The organism is Pseudomonas sp. TE4620 (genome assembly GCF_056279045.1).
The window spans coordinates 3,066,875-3,086,865 of sequence record NZ_JBWBQO010000001.1 but is presented as its reverse complement, the minus strand read 5'-3'; the positions used below and the strand labels follow the sequence as shown (position 1 = coordinate 3,086,865).

General features: G+C 64.5%; 5 protein-coding genes. All 5 read left to right on the top strand.

The window, feature by feature from the left end; genetic code table 11:
• Positions 1-20 precede the first annotated feature (20 nt).
• The 5 genes from ACZ9A3_RS14240 to ACZ9A3_RS14220 are packed head-to-tail and all read left to right on the top strand — an operon-like array spanning position 21 to position 19,981.
• On the top strand, positions 21-1,079 hold the full coding sequence (locus tag ACZ9A3_RS14240; protein WP_476252837.1) for a TauD/TfdA family dioxygenase: 1,059 nt from the start codon (positions 21-23) through the stop codon (positions 1,077-1,079).
• A gap of 9 nt (positions 1,080-1,088) precedes the next feature.
• Positions 1,089-4,193: a non-ribosomal peptide synthetase gene (locus tag ACZ9A3_RS14235; protein ID WP_476252836.1), complete on the top strand. Its 3,105-nt coding sequence runs from the start codon at positions 1,089-1,091 to the stop codon at positions 4,191-4,193.
• Positions 4,194-4,195: 2 nt separating this feature from the next.
• Entirely contained in the window at positions 4,196-15,886 is an 11,691-nt protein-coding gene (locus tag ACZ9A3_RS14230; RefSeq protein ID WP_476252835.1) for a non-ribosomal peptide synthase/polyketide synthase, read from the top strand.
• On the top strand, positions 15,837-16,568 hold the full coding sequence (locus ACZ9A3_RS14225; RefSeq protein WP_476252834.1) for a phosphopantetheine-binding protein: 732 nt from the start codon (positions 15,837-15,839) through the stop codon (positions 16,566-16,568). Before ACZ9A3_RS14230 ends, ACZ9A3_RS14225 begins: the two co-directional genes overlap by 50 nt.
• Positions 16,568-19,981 carry an amino acid adenylation domain-containing protein gene (locus ACZ9A3_RS14220; RefSeq protein WP_476252833.1) on the top strand — a complete coding sequence of 1,138 codons (3,414 nt, stop codon included), beginning with the start codon at positions 16,568-16,570 and terminating at the stop codon, positions 19,979-19,981. The genes ACZ9A3_RS14225 and ACZ9A3_RS14220 overlap by 1 nt, the downstream gene beginning before the upstream one ends.
• Positions 19,982-19,991: the final 10 nt, after the last annotated feature.

Sequence of the window (19,991 nt, the reverse complement as noted above, 5' to 3'; positions counted from 1 at the left end):
CAGCGAATGGAAGGTGTTAAATGTCGGATTTCCAGTCTCACGTCATACCGGCACTGGCCAAAGGCAGAAGAAAGAGCCTTGGTGCCAGCGCCCAGCAGTTGGTGGCGTTTTCGCCGCTGCTGGAAGGCGGCTCTATGCCCTTGCTGTGTCGCCCGACCGTACCCGGCGTGGGCCTGGTGCAATGGGCCAGCGAAAACCGCGAACTGATCGAGCAACAGCTGGACAAGCACGCGGCGATTCTTTTTCGTGGTTTCGATGTACAGGACATTGAAACCTTCAACCGCTGTGTCGATGTGATCTCCGGCGGCGCGCTCGAGTACCTGTTCCGGGCTTCGCCACGTACCCAGATTACCCGCAAGTTGAATGTCTACAGCTCCACAGACTACCCGGCGGTGGAGAAGATCTTCCCGCACAACGAGCACTCCTATTCGCCGGTCTTTCCCTTGCACCTGTATTTCTACTGTGACCTGGCGTCACAGACCGGGGGCGAGACGCCCTTGGGTGATACACGGCTGATTCTCGATCGGATCGATCCTCAGGTGCGTGAAGCGTTTGCCCGCAAAGGCGTGCTGTATGTGCGCAACTATGGGGATGGCATGGGCTTGCCGTGGCAGACCGTGTTCCAGACCGAAGACCGCGAGGCGGTTGAAACCTACTGCCGCAAGATCGGCGTCGAGCCGCAGTGGAAGCCCGGTAACCGGCTGCGCACGCGCCAGCGCGGTCCGGCCATGGTCCGTCATCCGCGTACGGGCGAGACGGTCTGGTTCAATCACGCGACCTTTTTCAATGCGCTGACGCTGCCAGACAGTATCCGCACCAGCCTGCTGGCCGAGTTCGCGCCGATGGACCTGCCGCAGAACACCTTCTTCGGTGACGGCTCGGCAATCCCCGAGCACTACATCACCCACCTGCAACAAATCTATCGAGAGGTCATGGTCGAGTTCCCCTGGCAGCAGGGCGACGTGGTGATTCTCGACAACATTCTTACGGTTCACGCGCGCAACGAATACACCGGGCCGCGAAAAATACTCACTGCAATGGCTATCGCGCTGAACAGCGTCGATGTGGCAATTGGTTAAGGATTCCCCATGAACGCTCCAGTCGACCCTTCCGAAGTTTTCCAGGTTTCCGCCCAGCAAGCGTCCATTCTCGATGCCCAGCAAGCCCGCGGCACGATCCTCGGCGCCCAGCTGATCATGACGTTCGATGCCCCCATCGATCGCCAGTGGCTCGAGCAGGCGGCGATTGACCTGAGTGAACGGCACGAGATCCTGCGCACCGAGTACCGAAACATGCCGGGGATGAAACGTCCGGTTCAGGTGATTCATGCCCAGCCGCGCCTGTGCCTGCTGTCGGTGGCGCCGGGCACCTTCGAACAGGCGGGTCAAGCGTGCCTGGCGCAGTTGGCGAACCATAGCCTGGTGCTGGGCCTGGGCAGTGGCGAGGATGCACACCGCTTACGAGTCGCTGCGCCCCTGGCGAGCCTGGATGAGGTTGCCCTGGGCTTGCTGGAGGAGCAATTGCGCGCGCTCTACCAGGGGCAGTCGCTGGCCCCCTTCGACGGGTTGCAATACGCCGACTACGCCGATTGGCAGACCGGTCTTGCGCAGGAGGACATCGGCCGCAAGGGGGGCGAGTTCTGGCGCAATCTGTACCGCGACATGCAGGTCGACTCGCGTCTGCCTTATGAACGGCTCACCCCGTTCATGGGGGCATTGCAGCAACACGAGCAGCATTTGCCAGCGGTAGTGCCGGCGCTGCGCACCCTGCGCCAGCAATGGCGACTGGACTCGGACGCAGCATCACTGCTGTTGCTGTGGGGGCTGTTCGTCGGTCGCCTGAGTGGCCGCGAGCATTGGCTGGTGGCCTGCGCAATGAGCGGGCGCAACGAGCAGTTGCACTCTACCCTGGGGCATCTGGCCTGGCGTTTGCCGGTTGCCTTCAGTCGCCAGGCTGATCTGTCCGTGGACGGCTACGCCGAGCACTTTGCCGTGCAGCTGCAGTTGAGCCAGTCCTGGCAGGACTGCTTTAACGAACTGGACATGCTCGGTGGTCAGGGCGCGGGGCTGGACTTCGGTTTTTCCTGGGCTGATCAGCCGATTGAGGGGGCCCGGCTGGATCGCCCCAGCCTGGAAAAACTCCACCTGCAGGTAGCTCCCAGCGGTGATGATCTGCTGTTGCGCCTGCTGTCGCCGACCGGCTCGTTCAGGGCCGAACTGGGGCGCGCCTGGCTGGCTCAGTTTGCTGAGTTCGTCACTCAAGCCGTGGCTGACCCCCGGCAAGCAGCACAAAAGGTTGCCCTGGTGGATGCCGCCCAGGCCCGACCGTTGCAGCAGGCACTGGACCGCAGCCAGTCGCTGGGCGAGAGCGCCAGCCGCCAGTTGCACCAGTTGTTCGAGCGCCACGCGCAGCAGCATCCCGAACGGACAGCGATCCAGATCGGCGAGCAGCAGGTCAGTTATGCCCAGCTTGAGCGCCGTGCCAACCAGCTGGCCCGCGTTCTGAACCAGCGCGCAATCGGCCGTGAGGCGATTGTTGGCGTCTACGGCGCACGTTCGGTGGAGATCGTCGTGGCGTTGCTGGCTATCCTCAAGGCGGGAGCGGCGTACCTGCCGCTGGACCCGCAGTATCCGGCGCAGCGCCTGTCCTTCATGCTCGAGGACGCTGGGGTAGAGTGCCTGATTGCCTTGCAGGCGCTTGATCCGGCTATCGCCATGCCGGCGACGACAACCCTGCTCAGCCTGGATGACGAGGCGCTCGATCAGGTCGATGACAGCCCGCTGGCCAGTTGCGGCGAGGCGGATGACCTGGCGTACGTGATCTACACCTCAGGCTCCACCGGCACACCCAAGGGGGTGATGGTCAGCCACGCCAATGCGCTGGCCTCGACCCAGGCGCGGGTGCAGTTCTATCAGCAGCCGGTGCAACGCTTCCTGATGCTCTCGTCGTTCTCGTTCGACAGCTCCGTGGCGGGGATTTTCTGGTCCCTGGGGCAGGGCGGCAGCCTGTGCCTGCCGCTTGAGCAGGCGCACAAGGACCCTCAAGCCATTGCCCAACTGATAGAGCGCCAGGCCATCTCGCACTTTCTCGCCCTGCCGTCGCTGCACGCCCAGGTGCTTGAGCATCTGCAGGCGGCGCCCGCGTTGCGTTGCGCCATTGTTGCCGGCGAGGTCTGTCCTCCCGAGCTGCTGCGCCGCCACCGCCAGGCACTGCCGGGGGTAACGCTGGTCAACGAATACGGGCCCTCGGAGAGCACTGTCTGGTGCTGCGCCTACCAGGTGGCGCCAGAGGATCGCGTTGATTCTGAACTGCGCGTCGCCATCGGTGAGCCCATTGCCGGCACTCGCCTGTATGTTCTTGATGATCAACAGCGCTGGGCGGGGGTTGCCCAGGAGGGTGAGTTGTACGTTGCCGGTGCCGGGCTTAGCCGGGGATATCTCAACAGGCCCGGGCTGACGGCCAGTCGCTTCGTTCCGGATCCGTTCGCCAGCGAGCCGGGCCAGCGCTGTTATCGCACCGGCGACCTTGCCTGTGTGCGCGCCGACGGCCTGGTCGATTACCTCGGTCGGCTGGATCATCAATTGAAAATTCGTGGCCACCGCATCGAACTGGGTGAGATCGAAGCTCTGCTGGGTTCGCAGGAGGGCGTGCGCGAGGCCGTGGCCATCGCCCGCGACACCGCCGCCGGCAAGCAACTGGTGGCTTATGTGGTGTTGGCCGCCATGGCCGATGCGCAGCCGCGGACCGTGCAATTGCTGGGACTGTTGCGAGAGCAGTTGCCTGAGTACATGGTGCCCTCGACGTTGCAGGCGGTGCAAAGCCTGCCCCGTACCCCCAATGGCAAGCTTGACCGGACCGCCCTGGCTGCGCGGGCATTGGACGGTGTTGCCTACGTCGCGCCGGGCAATGAGCTCGAGCAATTGTTGGCCGAGGTCTGGCAGGAGGCTTTGCAACTGGAGCGGGTGGGTATCAACGACAACTTCTTTGCCCTGGGCGGGCATTCGTTGCTGGCCACGCGGATTCGTTCTCAGGTTCAGGCGCGGCTCAATGTCACCTTGCCGCTCAAGGTGTTCTTCGAGGGCGAAACCGTGGAGCTGCTGGCCCGGCAGATCGAGATGCACCGTGACGAGGCGGTCAGCGAAGACAAGATCCAGGCGCTCGAAGCGCTGTTTGCCGAGGCTCAGGAGCAATGAGCATGCTTGAGCAACGAATGCTGGCGCTGGCTGAGCGCTTCACCCGTTTTTCCGCTGCTGAACGGCGCGCCTTGCAGGCGCGCATGCTTGAGCAAGGCCTGTCGCTGGAAAGCCTGCCGATTCCCCGGCGCGAAGACCCCAGCGAGGCGACACCCGCCTCGCATGCCCAGCAACGGATGTGGTTTCTCTGGCAACTGGAGCCGGACTCCACGGCCTATAACCAACTGGCCGTGCTGCGCTTGCGCGGACAGTTGAATGTCGAAAGCCTGCGGCAAAGCTTCGAGGCGCTGGTGACCCGCCATGAAGTCCTGCGCACCCGTTTTGTGCTGCAGGACGGCCAGGTGTTGCAGCAGGTCGAGGCCGTTGCGCGCTTTGAACTGCAACTGCTCGACTTTAGCGGCGAGAACGGCCAGGCACTGGCGGATCAGGAGATTGAACGCCAGGCCCGGCAAGCCTTCGACCTGGAGCAGGGGCCGTTGCTGCGGGCCACGCTGCTCAGGCTGGATGCCGAGCAACATGTGCTGTTGTTCTGCACCCATCACATCGTTTGTGATGCCTGGTCCCTGCCGATTCTGGTCGAAGAAGTGACCCACGGCTATGCGCGCCTGGTCGCGGACGCCGAGCAGGCCGTACCCGCGCCGTTGGCCGTGCAGTATGCCGACCATGCACGTTGGCAGCGCCTGTGGCTGGACGCCGGTGAAGCGCAACGGCAGCTGGCGTACTGGAAAGCCAACCTTGGAGAGGAGGCGGTCAACCTCGAGCTGCCCCTCGATTACCCACGCCCGGCGTCGCGCAGTGCACGTGGCGCACGGGTGCCGATTGCCTTGTCCGAGAGCGTTTCGCAAGCGGTGCGCGCATTCGCCGCGAGCATGGGCGCGACGCCGTTCATGGTGCTGCTGGCATCGTTTCAGGCGGTGCTGCATCGCTACAGCGGCGCATCGGATATCCGCATTGGCACGCCGATCGCCAATAGGACACGGGCCGAGGTCGAGCCGCTGATCGGTTTCTTCGTCAATACCCAGGTACTGCGGGCACAGGTCGATGGGCAGATGTCGTTCGTCGAGCTGGTGCAGCAGGCCAAGCAGCGCGTGCTCGAGGCCCAGGCCCATCAGGACCTGCCGTTCGAGCACCTGGTCGATGCCTTGCAGCCGCAGCGCAGCCTGAACCAGAGCCCGCTGTTCCAGGTGATGTTCAACCACCAGGTGGCGCAACCGGCGGTTGACCAGTGGCGCCTGCCGGGATTGACCGTCGAGGCGCTCGATCGAGGCAGCGACACGGTGCGTTTCGATCTGACCCTCAACACCGAGGACCAGGGCGGGATACTCAAGGCGTCGCTGGCCTATGCCTGTGACCTGTTCGAGCCAGCCACCATCGAGCGGCTCGGCGAGCACTGGCGTTACCTGCTTGAGCGCTGCCTTGCCGAGCCGCACCAGCGCCTGGCGGAACAGTCGCTGTTCGACGATGCCCAGACTCGTCAGTTGCTCGACGCCTGCAATGACCCGCAAGCCAGCGTCCCGGCTTGCCTGCTGAGCCTGATCGCCGAGCAGGTCGCAACCCGGCCCCAGGCAACCGCGCTGGTGTTTGCCGAGGCGACCTTGAGTTATGCGCAGCTCGACGCCCAGGCCAACCGGCTGGCCCAGCGCCTGCGGGCGTCGGGGGTTGGGCCGGACGTTCTGGTGGGCATCGCCGTCGAGCGTTCGATGGCGTTGGTCGTGGCCGTGCTTGCCGTGCTCAAGGCCGGTGGCGCCTATGTACCGCTGGACCCTGAGTATCCGCGCGAGCGCCTGGCCTACATGATCGAGGACAGCAGTATCGCCCTGCTGCTGAGCCAGGCGCCGGTGCTCTCGCGCCTGCCCGGCGACCTGCCGTTGCCTGTGCAGTTGCTTGATGATTCGTCTCTGGAGCAGTGCAGCGACCAGCCTTTGCCGATTGTGCAGCAGGCCGAGAACCTCGCCTACCTGATCTATACCTCCGGTTCCACCGGCCGGCCGAAAGCGGCGGGTAATCGCTATGGGGCCTTGAGCGGGCGCTTGCAATGGATGCGCGATACCTATGCCATGAGCCCCGCAGACGCGGTGCTGCAGAAAACCTCAAGCAGTTTTGATGTCTCGGTCTGGGAGCTGTTGCTGCCGTTGACCTGTGGTGCGCCGGTGGTGCTGGCGCAACCGGGCGACCAGCGAGACCCGGAGCGTTTGCTGGCGCTGATCCAGGCTCATCAGGTCAGTACCTTGCACTTTGTTCCCTCGATGCTCCAGGCGTTCATTGAAACCCCTGGGCTTGAAGGCTGTACGTCGTTGCGCAATCTGTTCAGTGGTGGCGAGGCGTTGTCCCGTGAGTTGCAGCACAAGGTGCTGCAACGCCTGCCCCACGTAGCCTTGTACAACCGTTACGGGCCCGTGGAGGCGACCATCAATGCCAGCCACAGCCAACGCGCAACCGCCAGCGATACACGGGTAGGCATTGGCCGGCCGCTGATTGATACCGCCTTGTACGTGCTCGGTGGCGGTCTTGAGGTGCTGGCCCCGGCGGCCATCGGTGAGCTGTACATCGGCGGCGCGGCGCTGGCGCGTGGTTATCACCGCCGCCCTGGGCTGACGGCCGAGCGCTTTGTCCCCGATCCGTTCGGCCGCAGCCCGGGCGCACGCCTGTACCGCAGCGGTGACCTGGTGCGGCGGGGGGCTGACGGCGAATTGCAGTTTGTTACCCGTATCGATCACCAGGTGAAGATCCGCGGCATGCGTGTCGAACTGGGGGAAATCGAGTCGCAGTTGCTGGCCCTGGTACCGGTGCGCGAAGCGGTGGTGCTGGCCGTAGATGCCAGCCTTGGCAAACAGCTGGTTGCCTACGTGGTCGCCGACGCTGGCACCCCGCCAAGCCAGCTGCGCGAGCAATTGCACGCAGTGCTGCCGGACTACATGGTGCCCGCGCATGTGGTGCTGCTTGACCAACTGCCCGTGACGGCCAATGGCAAGCTCGACCGCATGGCCTTGCCGCAGCCCGGCCTGGAGCGCGCGCAGGAAGATTATCAGGCACCGGCCAATGAGCTGGAGCAGCGCATTGCAACGATCTGGGAGGCGGTGCTCAAGCGCCAGGCCATTGGTCGTCAGGACAACTTCTTCGAGCTCGGTGGCGACTCGATCATCTCCATTCAGGTGGTGAGCCGCGCACGCCAGGCCGGCATTCATTTCACCCCGCGCGATCTGTTCCAGCAGCAGACTGTCCAGGGCCTGGCCAGTGTCGCCCGGCTGGGTGGTGTGCAGCGCTTCGAACAAGCGCCGGTGGTCGGTGAGGTGCCATTGCTGCCGATTGCCCAGGCGTTTTTCGAGCAGTCACTGCAGGCCCCTGGGCACTGGAACCAATCGGTCCTGCTGCAACCGCGAGCGCCCTTGCAAGCCGAGCTGCTGGAGCAGGTGCTGCAAGCGCTGGTGGTGCATCACGATGCGCTGCGCTTGAACTTCCAGCGCCAGGCCGACGGTAGCTGGCAGGCCACCTACGGTGCGTTGACGCGCCTGCCGGCGGCATTGCTGTGGCAGGCTGACGTGGCGGATGAGCAGGCCCTGACCGCGCGCTGCAACGAGGTTCAGCGCAGTCTGGACTTGCAGCACGGGCCGCTGCTGCGCGGGTTGCTGGCAACCTTGGCCGATGGCTCGCAGCGGCTGCTGCTGGTGGTTCACCACCTGGCGGTCGATGGTGTGTCGTGGCGCCTGTTGCTCGAGGATATCCAGCAGGCATACCAGCAGCTGATGGCTGGCCAAGCGCTGCGCTTGCAGGACAAGACCAGTTCGCTCAAGGCCTGGAGCGAGCGTTTGCAGGTGCGAGCCCGCGAGCGGCGCATGGACACCGAGCTGGCTTACTGGCGTGAGCAGTTGAGCTGCGCCAACGACTTGCCATGCCGTGACCCGCAGGCGAGCCTGTTGGCCAGTCACGCCCGCAGCGTCCAGACCCGGCTCGACAGCACCGCGACGCGCCAGTTGCTGCAACAGGCGCCTGCTGCCTACCGTACGCAGATCAACGACTTGCTGCTGACGGCCCTGGCCCGTGTCATCAGCCGTTGGACCGGCGACCGGCATACCTTGATCCGCCTGGAAGGCCACGGCCGTGAAGCGCTGTTTGACGATATCGACCTGAGCCGGACCCTGGGCTGGTTTACCAGCGTGTTTGCGCTGCGTCTGACGGCTTGCGACGACCTTGGGCAATCGATCAAGCAGATCAAGGAGCAACTGCGCCAGGTGCCTGACAAGGGCATCGGCTACGGTCTTCTGCGCTATCTGGCCGATGAGCCGACGCGCCTGCAGTTGCGTGGCCTGGCGCAACCGCGGATCACCTTCAACTACCTGGGGCAGTTCGATGCCAGTTTTGCCGATGGGCAAGGCCTGTTTGTCCCCAGCACCGAGGACAAGGGCGAGGAGCGCAGCCCGCAGGCACTGTTGAGCAACTGGCTGACCTTGAACGGCCAGGTCTACGCGGGCGAGCTCAGCCTGGAATGGACTTTCAGCGAGCAGATGTTCGACCGCGCGCAGATGCAGGCGCTGGCCGATGAGTATGCCGACGAGCTGCGCAGCCTGATCAGCCATTGCTGTGATCCACGCCACCGTGGGGTTACCCCGTCCGACTTCGCGCTGGCGCGCTTGAGCCAGGCGCAACTGGACCGGCTGGCGTGCAATGGCGCGGATATCGAGGACCTCTATCCACTGTCGCCGATGCAGCAGGGCATGTTTTTCCACTCCCTCTATGAGCAGGGGTCGGGTGACTATATCAATCAGTTGCGCGTGGATATTCGCGGGCTGGATCTGCAGCGCTTCCGCGATGCCTGGCAGGCGTGCCTGCAGGCCCATGAAGTGCTGCGCAGTGGTTTTATCTGGCCTGACGATGCCGACAAACCTGTGCAAGTGGTGCTCAAACAGGTCGAGCTGCCGTTTGAGGTCCTTGACTGGCGCGGGCGGCCGGGCAGTGCCCAGGACCTGCAGGAACTGGCGGACACTGAGCGCGCACGGGGTTTCGAGCTGAGCTGCGGGCCATTGCTGCGTTTGCTGTTGGTGCGTAGCGGCGAGCATGACTATCACCTGATCCACACCAGTCATCACATCCTGATGGACGGCTGGAGCAGCTCGTTGCTGATGGGCGAAGTGCTCCAGCGTTACCGAGGGCACGCCGTGCCAGCGCGGCCTGGGCGTTATGCCGATTACATCGGCTGGTTGCAGGCGCAGGATGATGCGCGCAGCCGCGTGTTCTGGGAGGCGCAGTTGTCTGACCTCGCCGCGCCGACCCTGCTGGCACCAGCCCTGGCTGGCGCGCACGGGCAGGCCGCTAGCGGTCAGGGCCAGTACCAGGCGAGCCTGACGCCGGCGCAAAGCGCTCGCTTGAGCGAGTTTGCCCGGCAACAGAAAGTCACCCTCAATACCCTGGTACAGGCAGCCTGGCTGGTATTGCTGCAGCGCTATACCGGCCAGCCTTCCGTGGCATTGGGTGCCACGGTGGCGGGGCGGCCGGCGGAGCTTGCCGGCATCGAACAGCAGGTTGGCCTGTTCATCAACACCCTGCCGGTCATTGCCAGCCCGGCTGCAGAGCTCAGCGTCGGGCACTGGCTGCAACAGGTCCAGGCGCAGAACGTGGCGCTGCGTGAACATGAGCAGGTGCCGCTGGCCGATATTCAGCGGTGGGCTGGACGGGCGGGCGAGCCGCTGTTCGACAGCATCCTGGTGTTCGAGAACTATCCTATTGCCGATGCGCTGCAACAAGGTGCGCCTGAAGGGCTGCAGTTCGGCGAGGTGCAGATGCAGGAGCAGACGCACTTTGCGCTGACCCTTGCGGTGGGGCTCGGCGAGGTGCTGACCTTGCAGTTCAGCTACGACCGGGCGCTGTGCGATGACACTGCGGTGACGAACCTGTGCGGCCATCTGACCCAACTGCTGCAAGGCTTTGTCGAGCAGGTCGATCAGCCGCTTGGCCAGTTGCCGATGCTGGGTGAATGCGCGCAACGCCAGGTTATCGACGGCTGGAACCATACCGCGCAGCACTATGCCGACTCGCGCTGCGTGCACCAGGTGATTGCCGACCAGGCCCAGCGCACGCCCGCGGCCACTGCCCTGGTCTTCGCCGGTCAGGCCATGTCCTACGCGGCGCTGGAGCTGCAGGCCAACCAATGGGCCCAGCGCCTGGTTGGCGCAGGCGTGGGCCCGGAGGTGCTGGTCGGCATCGCTGCCGAACGCAGCCTGGAAATGGTCGTCGGCTTGCTGGCGGTGCTCAAGGCCGGCGGCGCTTATGTGCCGCTGGACCCCGATTACCCCGCCGAACGCCTGAGCTACATGATCGAGGACAGCGGTATCGGGCTGTTGCTGACCCAGTCGGCACTGCTCGAGCGCTTGAGTCTGCCGGGCAGTCTGCAGACCTTGCTGCTGGACCGGCCCGAGGCACTGACACCCGCCCAGGGCATGGCGCCAGTGCCGTGCACGCCTGATGCGCAGAACCTGGCCTACGTGATCTATACCTCAGGCTCGACCGGCAAGCCCAAGGGCGCCGGTAACCGCCATGTGGCCCTGAGCAACCGCCTTAACTGGATGCAACAGGCTTACGGCCTGACACCTGACGATGTCGTGCTGCAGAAGACCCCGTTCAGTTTCGACGTCTCGGTCTGGGAGTTCTTCTGGCCGCTGATGTTCGGTGCCCGCCTGGTCATCGCCGAGCCCGGCGATCATCGGGATCCTGCAAGGTTGGTTGCTTTGATCCGCAACCAGGGCGTCAGCACCCTGCATTTTGTGCCGTCCATGTTGCAGGCGTTCATGCAGGACGAGGCGGTGGCCTGTTGTACCTCGCTCAAGCGGATAGTCTGCAGTGGCGAAGCACTGCCGGTGGATGCCCAGGCGCAAGTTTTTGCCCAGTTGCCCGGTGCGGCGCTTTACAACCTGTATGGGCCGACTGAAGCGGCCATCGACGTCACCCACTGGACCTGCCGGGAAGAGCCGGGGGACAGCGTGCCGATCGGTGAGCCGATCGCCAACCTGCAAACCTGGATTCTCGATGCGAGCCTGCAATTGCTGCCGGCGGGGGTGATAGGCGAGCTGTACCTTGGCGGCGAAGGCCTGGCCAGGGGATATCATTTGCGTCCAGGACTGACCGCCGAGCGTTTCGTCGCCAGCCCGTTCGACGCTGCTCAGCGCCTGTACCGCACCGGTGACCTGGCGCGCTACCGTGCCGATGGGGTGATCGAATATGCCGGTCGCATCGACCACCAGGTAAAAATTCGCGGGCTGCGTATCGAGCTGGGCGAAATCGAGGCACGCCTGGTCGAACACGCGTCGGTTCGCGAGGCCGCGGTGCTGGCGGTGGGCGACAACGCCGCCCAACGCCTGGTGGCCTATGTGGTACCGAGCGCGGACTTTGCCAGCGCCCAGGCCGAGCAAGGCGCCTGGCGCCAGGCGCTGGACCAGCACTTGAAGGCAAACCTGCCCGACTACATGGTGCCCGCTCGCATCCAGTTGATCGAGCGGATGCCACTCAGCCCCAACGGCAAACTGGAGCGCAAGGCCCTGCCTGCACCTGACCTGGAACCGAGCCAGCAGTATGTGGCACCGGTGGCGGAGCTGGAGCGGCAGATTGCCCAGATCTGGCAAAGCGTGCTCAAGTGCGAGCGCGTCGGTTTGACCGACAACTTTTTCGAACTGGGCGGTGACTCGATCATTTCCATCCAGGTGGTCAGCCGCGCGCGTCAGGCGGGTATCCATTTCACTCCCAAACAGCTGTTCCAGCATCAGACCGTGCAAAGCCTGGCGGCGGTTGCGGCAACCGGCGCCGCGGCCCTTGAGATCGATCAGGGGCCAGCCAGCGGGCGGGTGCAGTTGCTGCCGATCCAGGCGCAGTTCTTCGAACAAGACATGCAGACACGCCAGCACTGGAACCAGTCGGTGCTGCTCAAGCCCGCCGAACGCCTGCAGGCGCCAGCACTGGAGCAGGCCCTGCAAGCGCTGGTGCAGCATCATGACGCGTTGCGCCTGAACTTCAGCGCGGCAGACGGGCAATGGCGGGCCGATTACCGCAGCCTGCAACAACAGGCGCAGCACTGGCGGCGCGAAGGGCTGCTGTGGCAGGCAAGCGTGCACGACCAAAGCGAACTGGCCGCAGCCTGTGAACGGGCCCAGTGCAGCCTCGACCTTGCACAGGGGCCGCTGCTCAGAGCGTTGCTGCTCGACCTGCCTGACCAGCAGCAGCGCTTGCTGCTGGTCATCCACCACCTGGTGGTGGACGGGGTTTCCTGGCGCATCCTCTTTGAGGACCTGCAGGCAGCCTACGCCAGTGCCCTGGCGGGCACGCCCGGCAACCTGCCGGCCAAGACCAGTTCGGTGCAGGCCTGGGCGGCACGCTTGCAGCGCTATGCCCAAAGCGAGGCCGTGCGCGGGCAGGTCGACTACTGGCAGGCGCAATTGTCGGTGTCGGGCAGTGCGCTACCCTGCGACGATCCGGACGCCAGCCTGCATAGCCGTTACGCCCACAGCGTGGTCACCCGCCTGAATGCCGGGCTCACCCGGCAATTGCTGCAAGTGGCGCCGAATGCTTACCGGACGCAGGTCAACGATGTGCTCCTGGCGGCGCTGGCGCGGGTCATCGCGCGCTGGAGCGGGCAGGCCGATACGCTGATCCAGCTGGAAGGGCATGGCCGCGAAGACCTCTTCGATGACATTGACCTGACCCGGTCGGTTGGCTGGTTCACCAGCCTGTTCCCGGTGCGCCTGAGTGCCCGTGATGACCTGGGTACGACCCTGAAAACCGTCAAGGAGCAGTTGCGCGCGATCCCCGACAAGGGGCTGGGCTATGGCGTGCTCGGCCATTTTGCTGAACCAGGCGATCGCGCCCGGCTCACAGGGCTGGCGGTGCCGCGCATCACGTTCAACTACCTGGGCCAGTTCGACAGCAGTTTTACCGACGACGCGGCACTGTTCACCCCGACTGGCGAAGCGCGGGGGGCCGAGCAGGGCGCTGATGTTCCACTGGCCAACTGGTTGATGCTCAATGGCCGGGTGTTTGATGGCGAGCTGAGTATCGGCTGGACGTTCAGCACGCAAATGTTCGCTGCCTCGACGGTGCAGCGCCTGGCCGATGACTATGAGCAGGAACTGGCAGCGCTGGTCGCCCATTGCTGTGACCCACGCAGCCAGGGCGCCACGCCATCGGACTTTGCCCTGGCGCAACTGACTCAGGCACAGCTCGATCAGTTGGACCTGAGCGCAGTCGAAGACCTCTATCCGCTGTCACCGATGCAGCAGGGCATGTTGTTCCATGCCCTCGATGGTCGCGAGCAGGGCAGTTACGTCAACCAGATGAGCGTCGAGGTTTTCGGCCTCGATGTAGAGGCTTTTGCCGCCGCCTGGCAGGCCACTGTGCAGGCCCACGACATCCTGCGAACCCGTTTCATCTGGCAGGGCGTTGGCGCACGTCCCTTGCAGGCAGTGCAAGCATCGGTGGAGGTGCCCTTTACCGTTCTTGACTGGCGTCAGCGTGCCGACCTGGACGAGGCGCTGGGCGCGCTGGCGGCCAGTGAGCGCAAGCGCGGTTTCGACCTGGGCTGCGCGCCGTTGCTGCGCCTGCATGTGGTGCACTGCGACGGGCAACGCTACCAGCTGATCTACACCAGCCACCATATCCTTATGGACGGTTGGAGCAATTCACAACTGATGGGGGAGGTGCTGCAACGCTATCGTGGCGAGCAACCGGCTGCGCTGCACGGCCGTTACCGTGACTATATCCAGTGGCTGCAGGCTCAGGACGAGCAGGCCAGTGAAGCGTTCTGGAAAGCGCAACTGCAGGACCTGGTCGGCCCAACCCGGCTGACCGCAAGCACGGCACATGACGCTGGCAACCGCCACCAGCGCGAGTACCGGCACGTGCTGGAAGGCTCGCGCAGCCAACGCTTGCATGGGTTTGCCCGCGAACAGAAGGTGACCTTCAACACCCTGGTTCAGGCCGCCTGGGCACTCTTGCTGCAGAGTTATAGCGGCCAGCAAACGGTCGTGTTCGGTGCCACGGTAGCCGGACGTCCGGTCGAACTGCCTGATGCCGAACGGCAGATGGGGTTGTTCATCAATACCCTGCCGGTTGCCGCCACGCCGCGCCCGGAGCAAAGCGTCGGCAGCTTCCTGCAGGCGCTGCAGGCGAAAAACCTGAGCCTGCGCGAGCATGAACATACCCCGCTGTTCGACATTCAACGCTGGGCCGGACACAGTGCTGAATCGCTGTTCGACAACATTCTGGTGTTCGAGAACTACCCGGTGTCGCAGGCCCTGGAGCAGGGCGCAACCCAGGACTTGCGTTTCGGCCGGCTCAACAGCCACGAGCAAACGCACTACCCGCTGACCTTGCTGGTTTCGACGGGCGAGGAGCTGGTGCTGCAGTTCAACTATGCCTGCGCGTTGTTCAGCGATGCCCAGATCGAGCGTCTCGCCAGCCACCTGGACAACCTGCTCGAGCAACTCTGCCAGGCGCCGCAACGGGTCCTCGGCGAGTTGGACATGCTAACCGGCAGCGAGCGCGGGCTGCTGCTCGAAACCTGCAACAGCAATACCCTGGCCTTTGCTCACCAGCGCTGTATCCATCAGCATATCGAAGCGCAGGCCGCGCGCAGGGCTGACGCAACAGCATTGATCGACGGTCAGGCGCACATCAGTTATGCCCAGTTGAACCAGCGGGCCAATCTTCTGGCCTGTGCCTTGATCGAGCTTGGCGTGGGCCCCGAGGTGCGGGTCGGCGTGGCGATGCCGCGCTCGAGTGAAATGCTGGTGGCCTTGCTGGCGGTGCTCAAGGCAGGTGGTGCGTATGTGCCGCTGGACCCCGACTACCCGGCCGAGCGTGTGGCCTACATGCTTGAAGACAGTCGCGCCCGTGTCCTGCTGAGCCAGCAGCAGGTGCTGGAGCACCTCAGCGTGCCCGCCAGCGTTCAGGTCGTGCCGGTGGAGCGTGGCTATGGCGAGCAGGCGGCGACCACGCCTGGCAACCCGCAGACAGCGGTCTCGGCGCAGAACCTGGCGTATGTCATCTATACCTCCGGCTCCACCGGCAAACCCAAGGGCGTGGCGATTACCCATCGCAACGTCGGCGCACTGATTCAGTGGTCGCAGCAGGTTTACAGCCAGGAAGATATCCAGGGTGTGCTGGCGTCGACGTCGATCTGCTTCGACCTGTCGGTGTGGGAGCTGTTCGTCACCCTGGCCAATGGCGGTCAGGTGATCATGGCGCGCAATGCCCTGGAGCTGCCGACGCTGGCGGCCCGCGAGCGGGTACGTTTGCTCAACAGTGTGCCCTCGGCAGTCGCGGCCCTGCAGCGTGCCGGGCAGATTCCGCCGGGCGTGCGCATTGTCAACCTGGCCGGCGAGCCGCTCAGGCAGGCGCTGGTGGAGCAGCTGTATGCCAGCGGCACCATCGAGCACGTCTACGACCTGTACGGACCGTCGGAAGACACCACCTACTCGACCTGGACGCGCCGTCACCCTGGCGGCACACCGAGTATTGGCCGGCCGTTGGCCAACACCCGCGCCTACGTCGTCGATGGCCGCTTGCAGCCAACCGCCCTTGGGGTGGCCGGTGAGTTGCTGCTGGCCGGCGACGGGGTTACCCGTGGCTATCTGCTGCGCCCCGGGTCTTACCGCCGAGAAATTCGTGCCGGATCCCTTCGGCGTGCCCGGCGCCCGCTTGTACCGCAGTGGTGACCTGGTGCGCTACCGCGACGACGGCGAGCTTGAGTACATCGGCCGCCTGGATCATCAGGTCAAGATCCGCGGGTTCCGCATCGAGCTGGGCGAAGTCGAAGCACGCCTGCAGGCCCTGGCCCAGGTGCGCGAGGCTGCGGTGCTGGCGCTGCAGGGGGCGCGGGGCGCGCACCTGGTGGCCTACCTGGTGGTGGATGGCGACCTTGCGCCAAGCGCCTACGCCCAGGCCGGCGAAGCCATCAGGCACGCGCTGCGAGCCGACCTGCCCGACTACATGATTCCAGCCCACGTGCTGTTCCTTGAACAGTTGCCGCTGACCCCCAACGGCAAACTTGACCGCAAGGCGCTGCCGGCAGTCGACAGCCAGGTTGGCAGCAGCGAATTCATTGCGCCAAGCACTGAGCTGGCCTGCCAGGTGGCGCAGATCTGGCAGCAGGTGCTGCAGGTCGAGCGGATTGGCATGAACGATAACTTCTTCGAGATGGGCGGTCACTCCTTGCTGGTGGTGAGCGTCGTGTCGCGAATTCAACTTGAGCTTGGTATGAAACTGACAGCGCAAACGGTTTTTCAATTCCCGGTCCTCGGCGCCTTGGTCGCCGAGCTGGAACAGAGTGGGTCTTCGCTGAACAGTGACAAACTCAGCAGGCTCGATGCGTTGCTCGACGAAATGGAGGCCATCTGATGGATCAGCAGGTCGCCTTGAAGATTGCTCAGCGTTTCATTCTTCTGCCGCTGGAAAAACGCCGGCTGTACCTGGAAAAAATGCAGGCAGAGGGCATCTCGCCCGCCAACCTGCCGATACCGCGGGTGAGCGATGAGTTCGAACAACTGCCACTGTCTTTTGCCCAGGAGCGCCAGTGGTTTCTCTGGCAACTGGACCCTGACAGCGCCGCCTACCACATCCCCACCGCGCTGCGTCTACGTGGCCCGCTGGACATCGCCAGCCTGCAGCAGGCCTTCGACCTGCTGGGCGCGCGGCATGCCACATTGCGCACGCGGTTTGTCCAGAACGCCCAAGGGGGCACTTGCCAGGTCATTGATGCCCAGGCCAATTTGCGCATTGCGGTGCAGCCGTTGAGTGTGCCGCCGGGGCAGTCGGCCGAGCAGGCGCTCAGGCAGTTCATCGGTACCGAAACCGCGCAGCTGTTTGACTTGCGCCAAGGGCCCTTGTTGCGGATCAAGCTGCTGACCCTGGGCAACGACGATCACGTGCTGGTGCTGACCCAGCATCACATCGTCTCGGATGCGCGCTCCATGCAGGTCATGGTCGAGGAGCTGGTGGCCCTGTACAGCGCCCGCTTGCAAGGACAGCCTTGCAGCCTGCCGGCAGTGGCGCTGCAGTACAGTGACTATGCGATCTGGCAGCGGCACTGGATGCAAGCTGGTGAGCGCGAACGCCAACTGGCCTACTGGCTTGAGCAACTGGGCGATCAGCAGCCGGTGCTGGCGCTGCCCACCGACCGGCCGCGCCCGGCCAGCAGGAGCTTTCGCGGTGCACGTGTGGAGATACAGCTGGACAGCGACCTGAGCCAGGCACTGCAAGGGCTGGCGCGGCAACAGGGTGCAACGCTGTTCATGCTGTTACTGGCGTCGTTCCAGGCGCTGCTGGCGCGCTATAGCGGCGAGCGGGATATTCGCGTCGGAGTACCGGTGGCCAACCGCAACCGCCCGGAAACCGAGCGCTTGATCGGCTTTTTCGTCAATACCCAGGTACTGCGTGCCGAGGTTGACGGGCACCTGCGTTTCAGCGAGCTGCTGGCCCAGGTTCGTGAGCGGGCGCTGGGCGCCCAGGCGCACCAGGACCTGCCCTTCGAACAACTGGTCGAAGCCCTGCACCCGGAGCGCAGCCTGAGCCATAGCCCGTTGTTCCAGGTGATGTTCAATCATCGCAGCGACACCCCGGGCGCGGCGCCTCAGGCCGCGCTGGCCCTGCAGGTCGAGGCGGTTGGCCAGGACAGCCAGGATGCACAGTTCGACCTCACCCTGACCACCCATGAATCCGCGCAAGGCATTGGCGCCAGCCTCAACTACGCTACGGACCTGTTCGACGCGGCCACCATCGAGCAGATGCTCGGGCATTGGCAAGCGCTGCTGCGGGCGGTGGCCGCTGACCCGCAGGCACGTCTGGGCCAGCTGGCGTTGCTCGATCCGGCGCAACAGCAGTCAACGCTGCGCTGCTGGAACCCGGCGCCGCAACAGTTCCCTGTGCGCCACTGCATCCATGAACTGTTCGAAGCCCAGGTCGAACGCAACCCGGATGCGCTGGCGGTGTCGCGCGGTGAGCAGCGCTTGAGCTACGGCCAGCTCAACAACCGCGCCAACCAGCTGGCCCATCGGCTGATTGCCATGGGGGTGGGGGCCGATGTCCGGGTGGGCCTGGCGGCGACCCGCGACCTGCCGATGATCGTCGGCCTGCTGGCCATCCTCAAGGCCGGTGGCGCCTACGTTCCGCTCGACCCCAACTACCCGCAGGACCGCCTGGCCTACATGATGCAGGACAGCGGCATGTCGATGTTGCTGGCGCAGGAGCAATTGCTGGCGCAGCTGCCGGTGCCGGAAGGCGTACCAACCCTGCTGCTGGACGTGGCGGATGACGGTGATTGCAGCAACCCGCAGCTCAAGCTCGACCCGGACAACCTGGCCTATGTGATCTACACCTCGGGCTCGACCGGGCTACCGAAGGGCACCTTGCTGGCGCATGCCAACGTCGTGCGTCTGTTCGCGGCCACCGAGCAGTGGTTCGCCTTCAACAGTGCCGATGTGTGGAGCCTGTTTCACTCATTCGCCTTCGATTTCTCGGTGTGGGAAATCTTTGGTGCCTTGCTGCACGGCGGCCGGCTGATCATGGTCGACCAGGACACTGCCCGCTCGCCCGAGGCGTTCCTGGCGCTGCTGCAGCGCGAGCGGGTCACGGTGCTCAACCAGACCCCCTCGGCGTTCAAGGTGCTGGCCCAGGTTGCCTGCGCCGCGCCCGCCGGGACGCTGGACCTGGCCTTGCGCTATGTGGTGTTTGGCGGCGAGAACCTCGAGGTCAGCAGCCTGGCGCCGTGGTTCGAGCGCTTTGGTGACGAGGCACCGCGCCTGATCAACATGTATGGCATCACCGAGACCACGGTGCACGTGACCTATCGACCGTTGTCCAGGGCTGATCTGGGCAGTGCCCAGGGCAGCCCCATTGGCGAACCGATTGGCGACTTGTCCTGGTACGTGCTCGATGGCGACCTCAACCCGGTACCTCACGGCTGTGTGGGTGAGTTGTATGTCGGGCGCGCGGGGCTGGCCCGTGGCTATTTGAATCGCGGTGGTTTGAGTGCCAGCCGCTTTGTTCCCGATCCGTTCGGCAACCCCGGCGGGCGTCTCTATCGCACTGGAGACCTGGCGCGCTTCACCGCCAGCGGCACGGTCGAGTATGCCGGGCGTGCCGACCACCAGGTGAAGATCCGTGGTTTTCGCATTGAGCTGGGCGAGGTCCAGGAGCGTTTGCAAGCCCTGGCAGAGGTCGACCAGGCCCTGGTCCTGGCGCACCAGGGCGTGGCCGGGCAACAACTGGTGGCCTACCTGATCGCTTCGCGCGCGGACATCGCCCTGGCCAGCGCCGAGGATCAAGCTCAGGCCGTGGAGCGTTTGCGCGGCTTGTTGTTGCAGGCGCTGCCCGAGTACATGGTGCCGACCCACATGGTCTTCCTCGCGGCGTGGCCGTTGACCGCCAACGGCAAGCTTGATCGCAAGGCCCTGCCGACGCCTGACCAATTGCAGGGATCACGCCGCTATCGCGCCCCGCAGAGCGCGCTCGAGTTGCAACTGGCAGCGGTCTGGCAAGAGGTACTGCAGGTGCCCCAGGTTGGCCTCGACGATGACTTCTTCAGCCTTGGCGGGCACTCGCTGCTGGCCACCCAGGTGATTGTCCGCATCCGTGAGCAGGTGAACCTCGAAGTGCCGTTGCGTGAATTGTTTCAGGCCCGCGACTTCAAGGCTTTCTGTACGCTGGTGGCAACGCTTCAGGCGCAGAGCTCGCCGCTGGAAGACGAATTGGCTAAATCTCTGCAGGCCCTCAAACGTTTAACTGGAGATGAACTTGAAAAGCTAATTTCCTAATGAGGGTCTG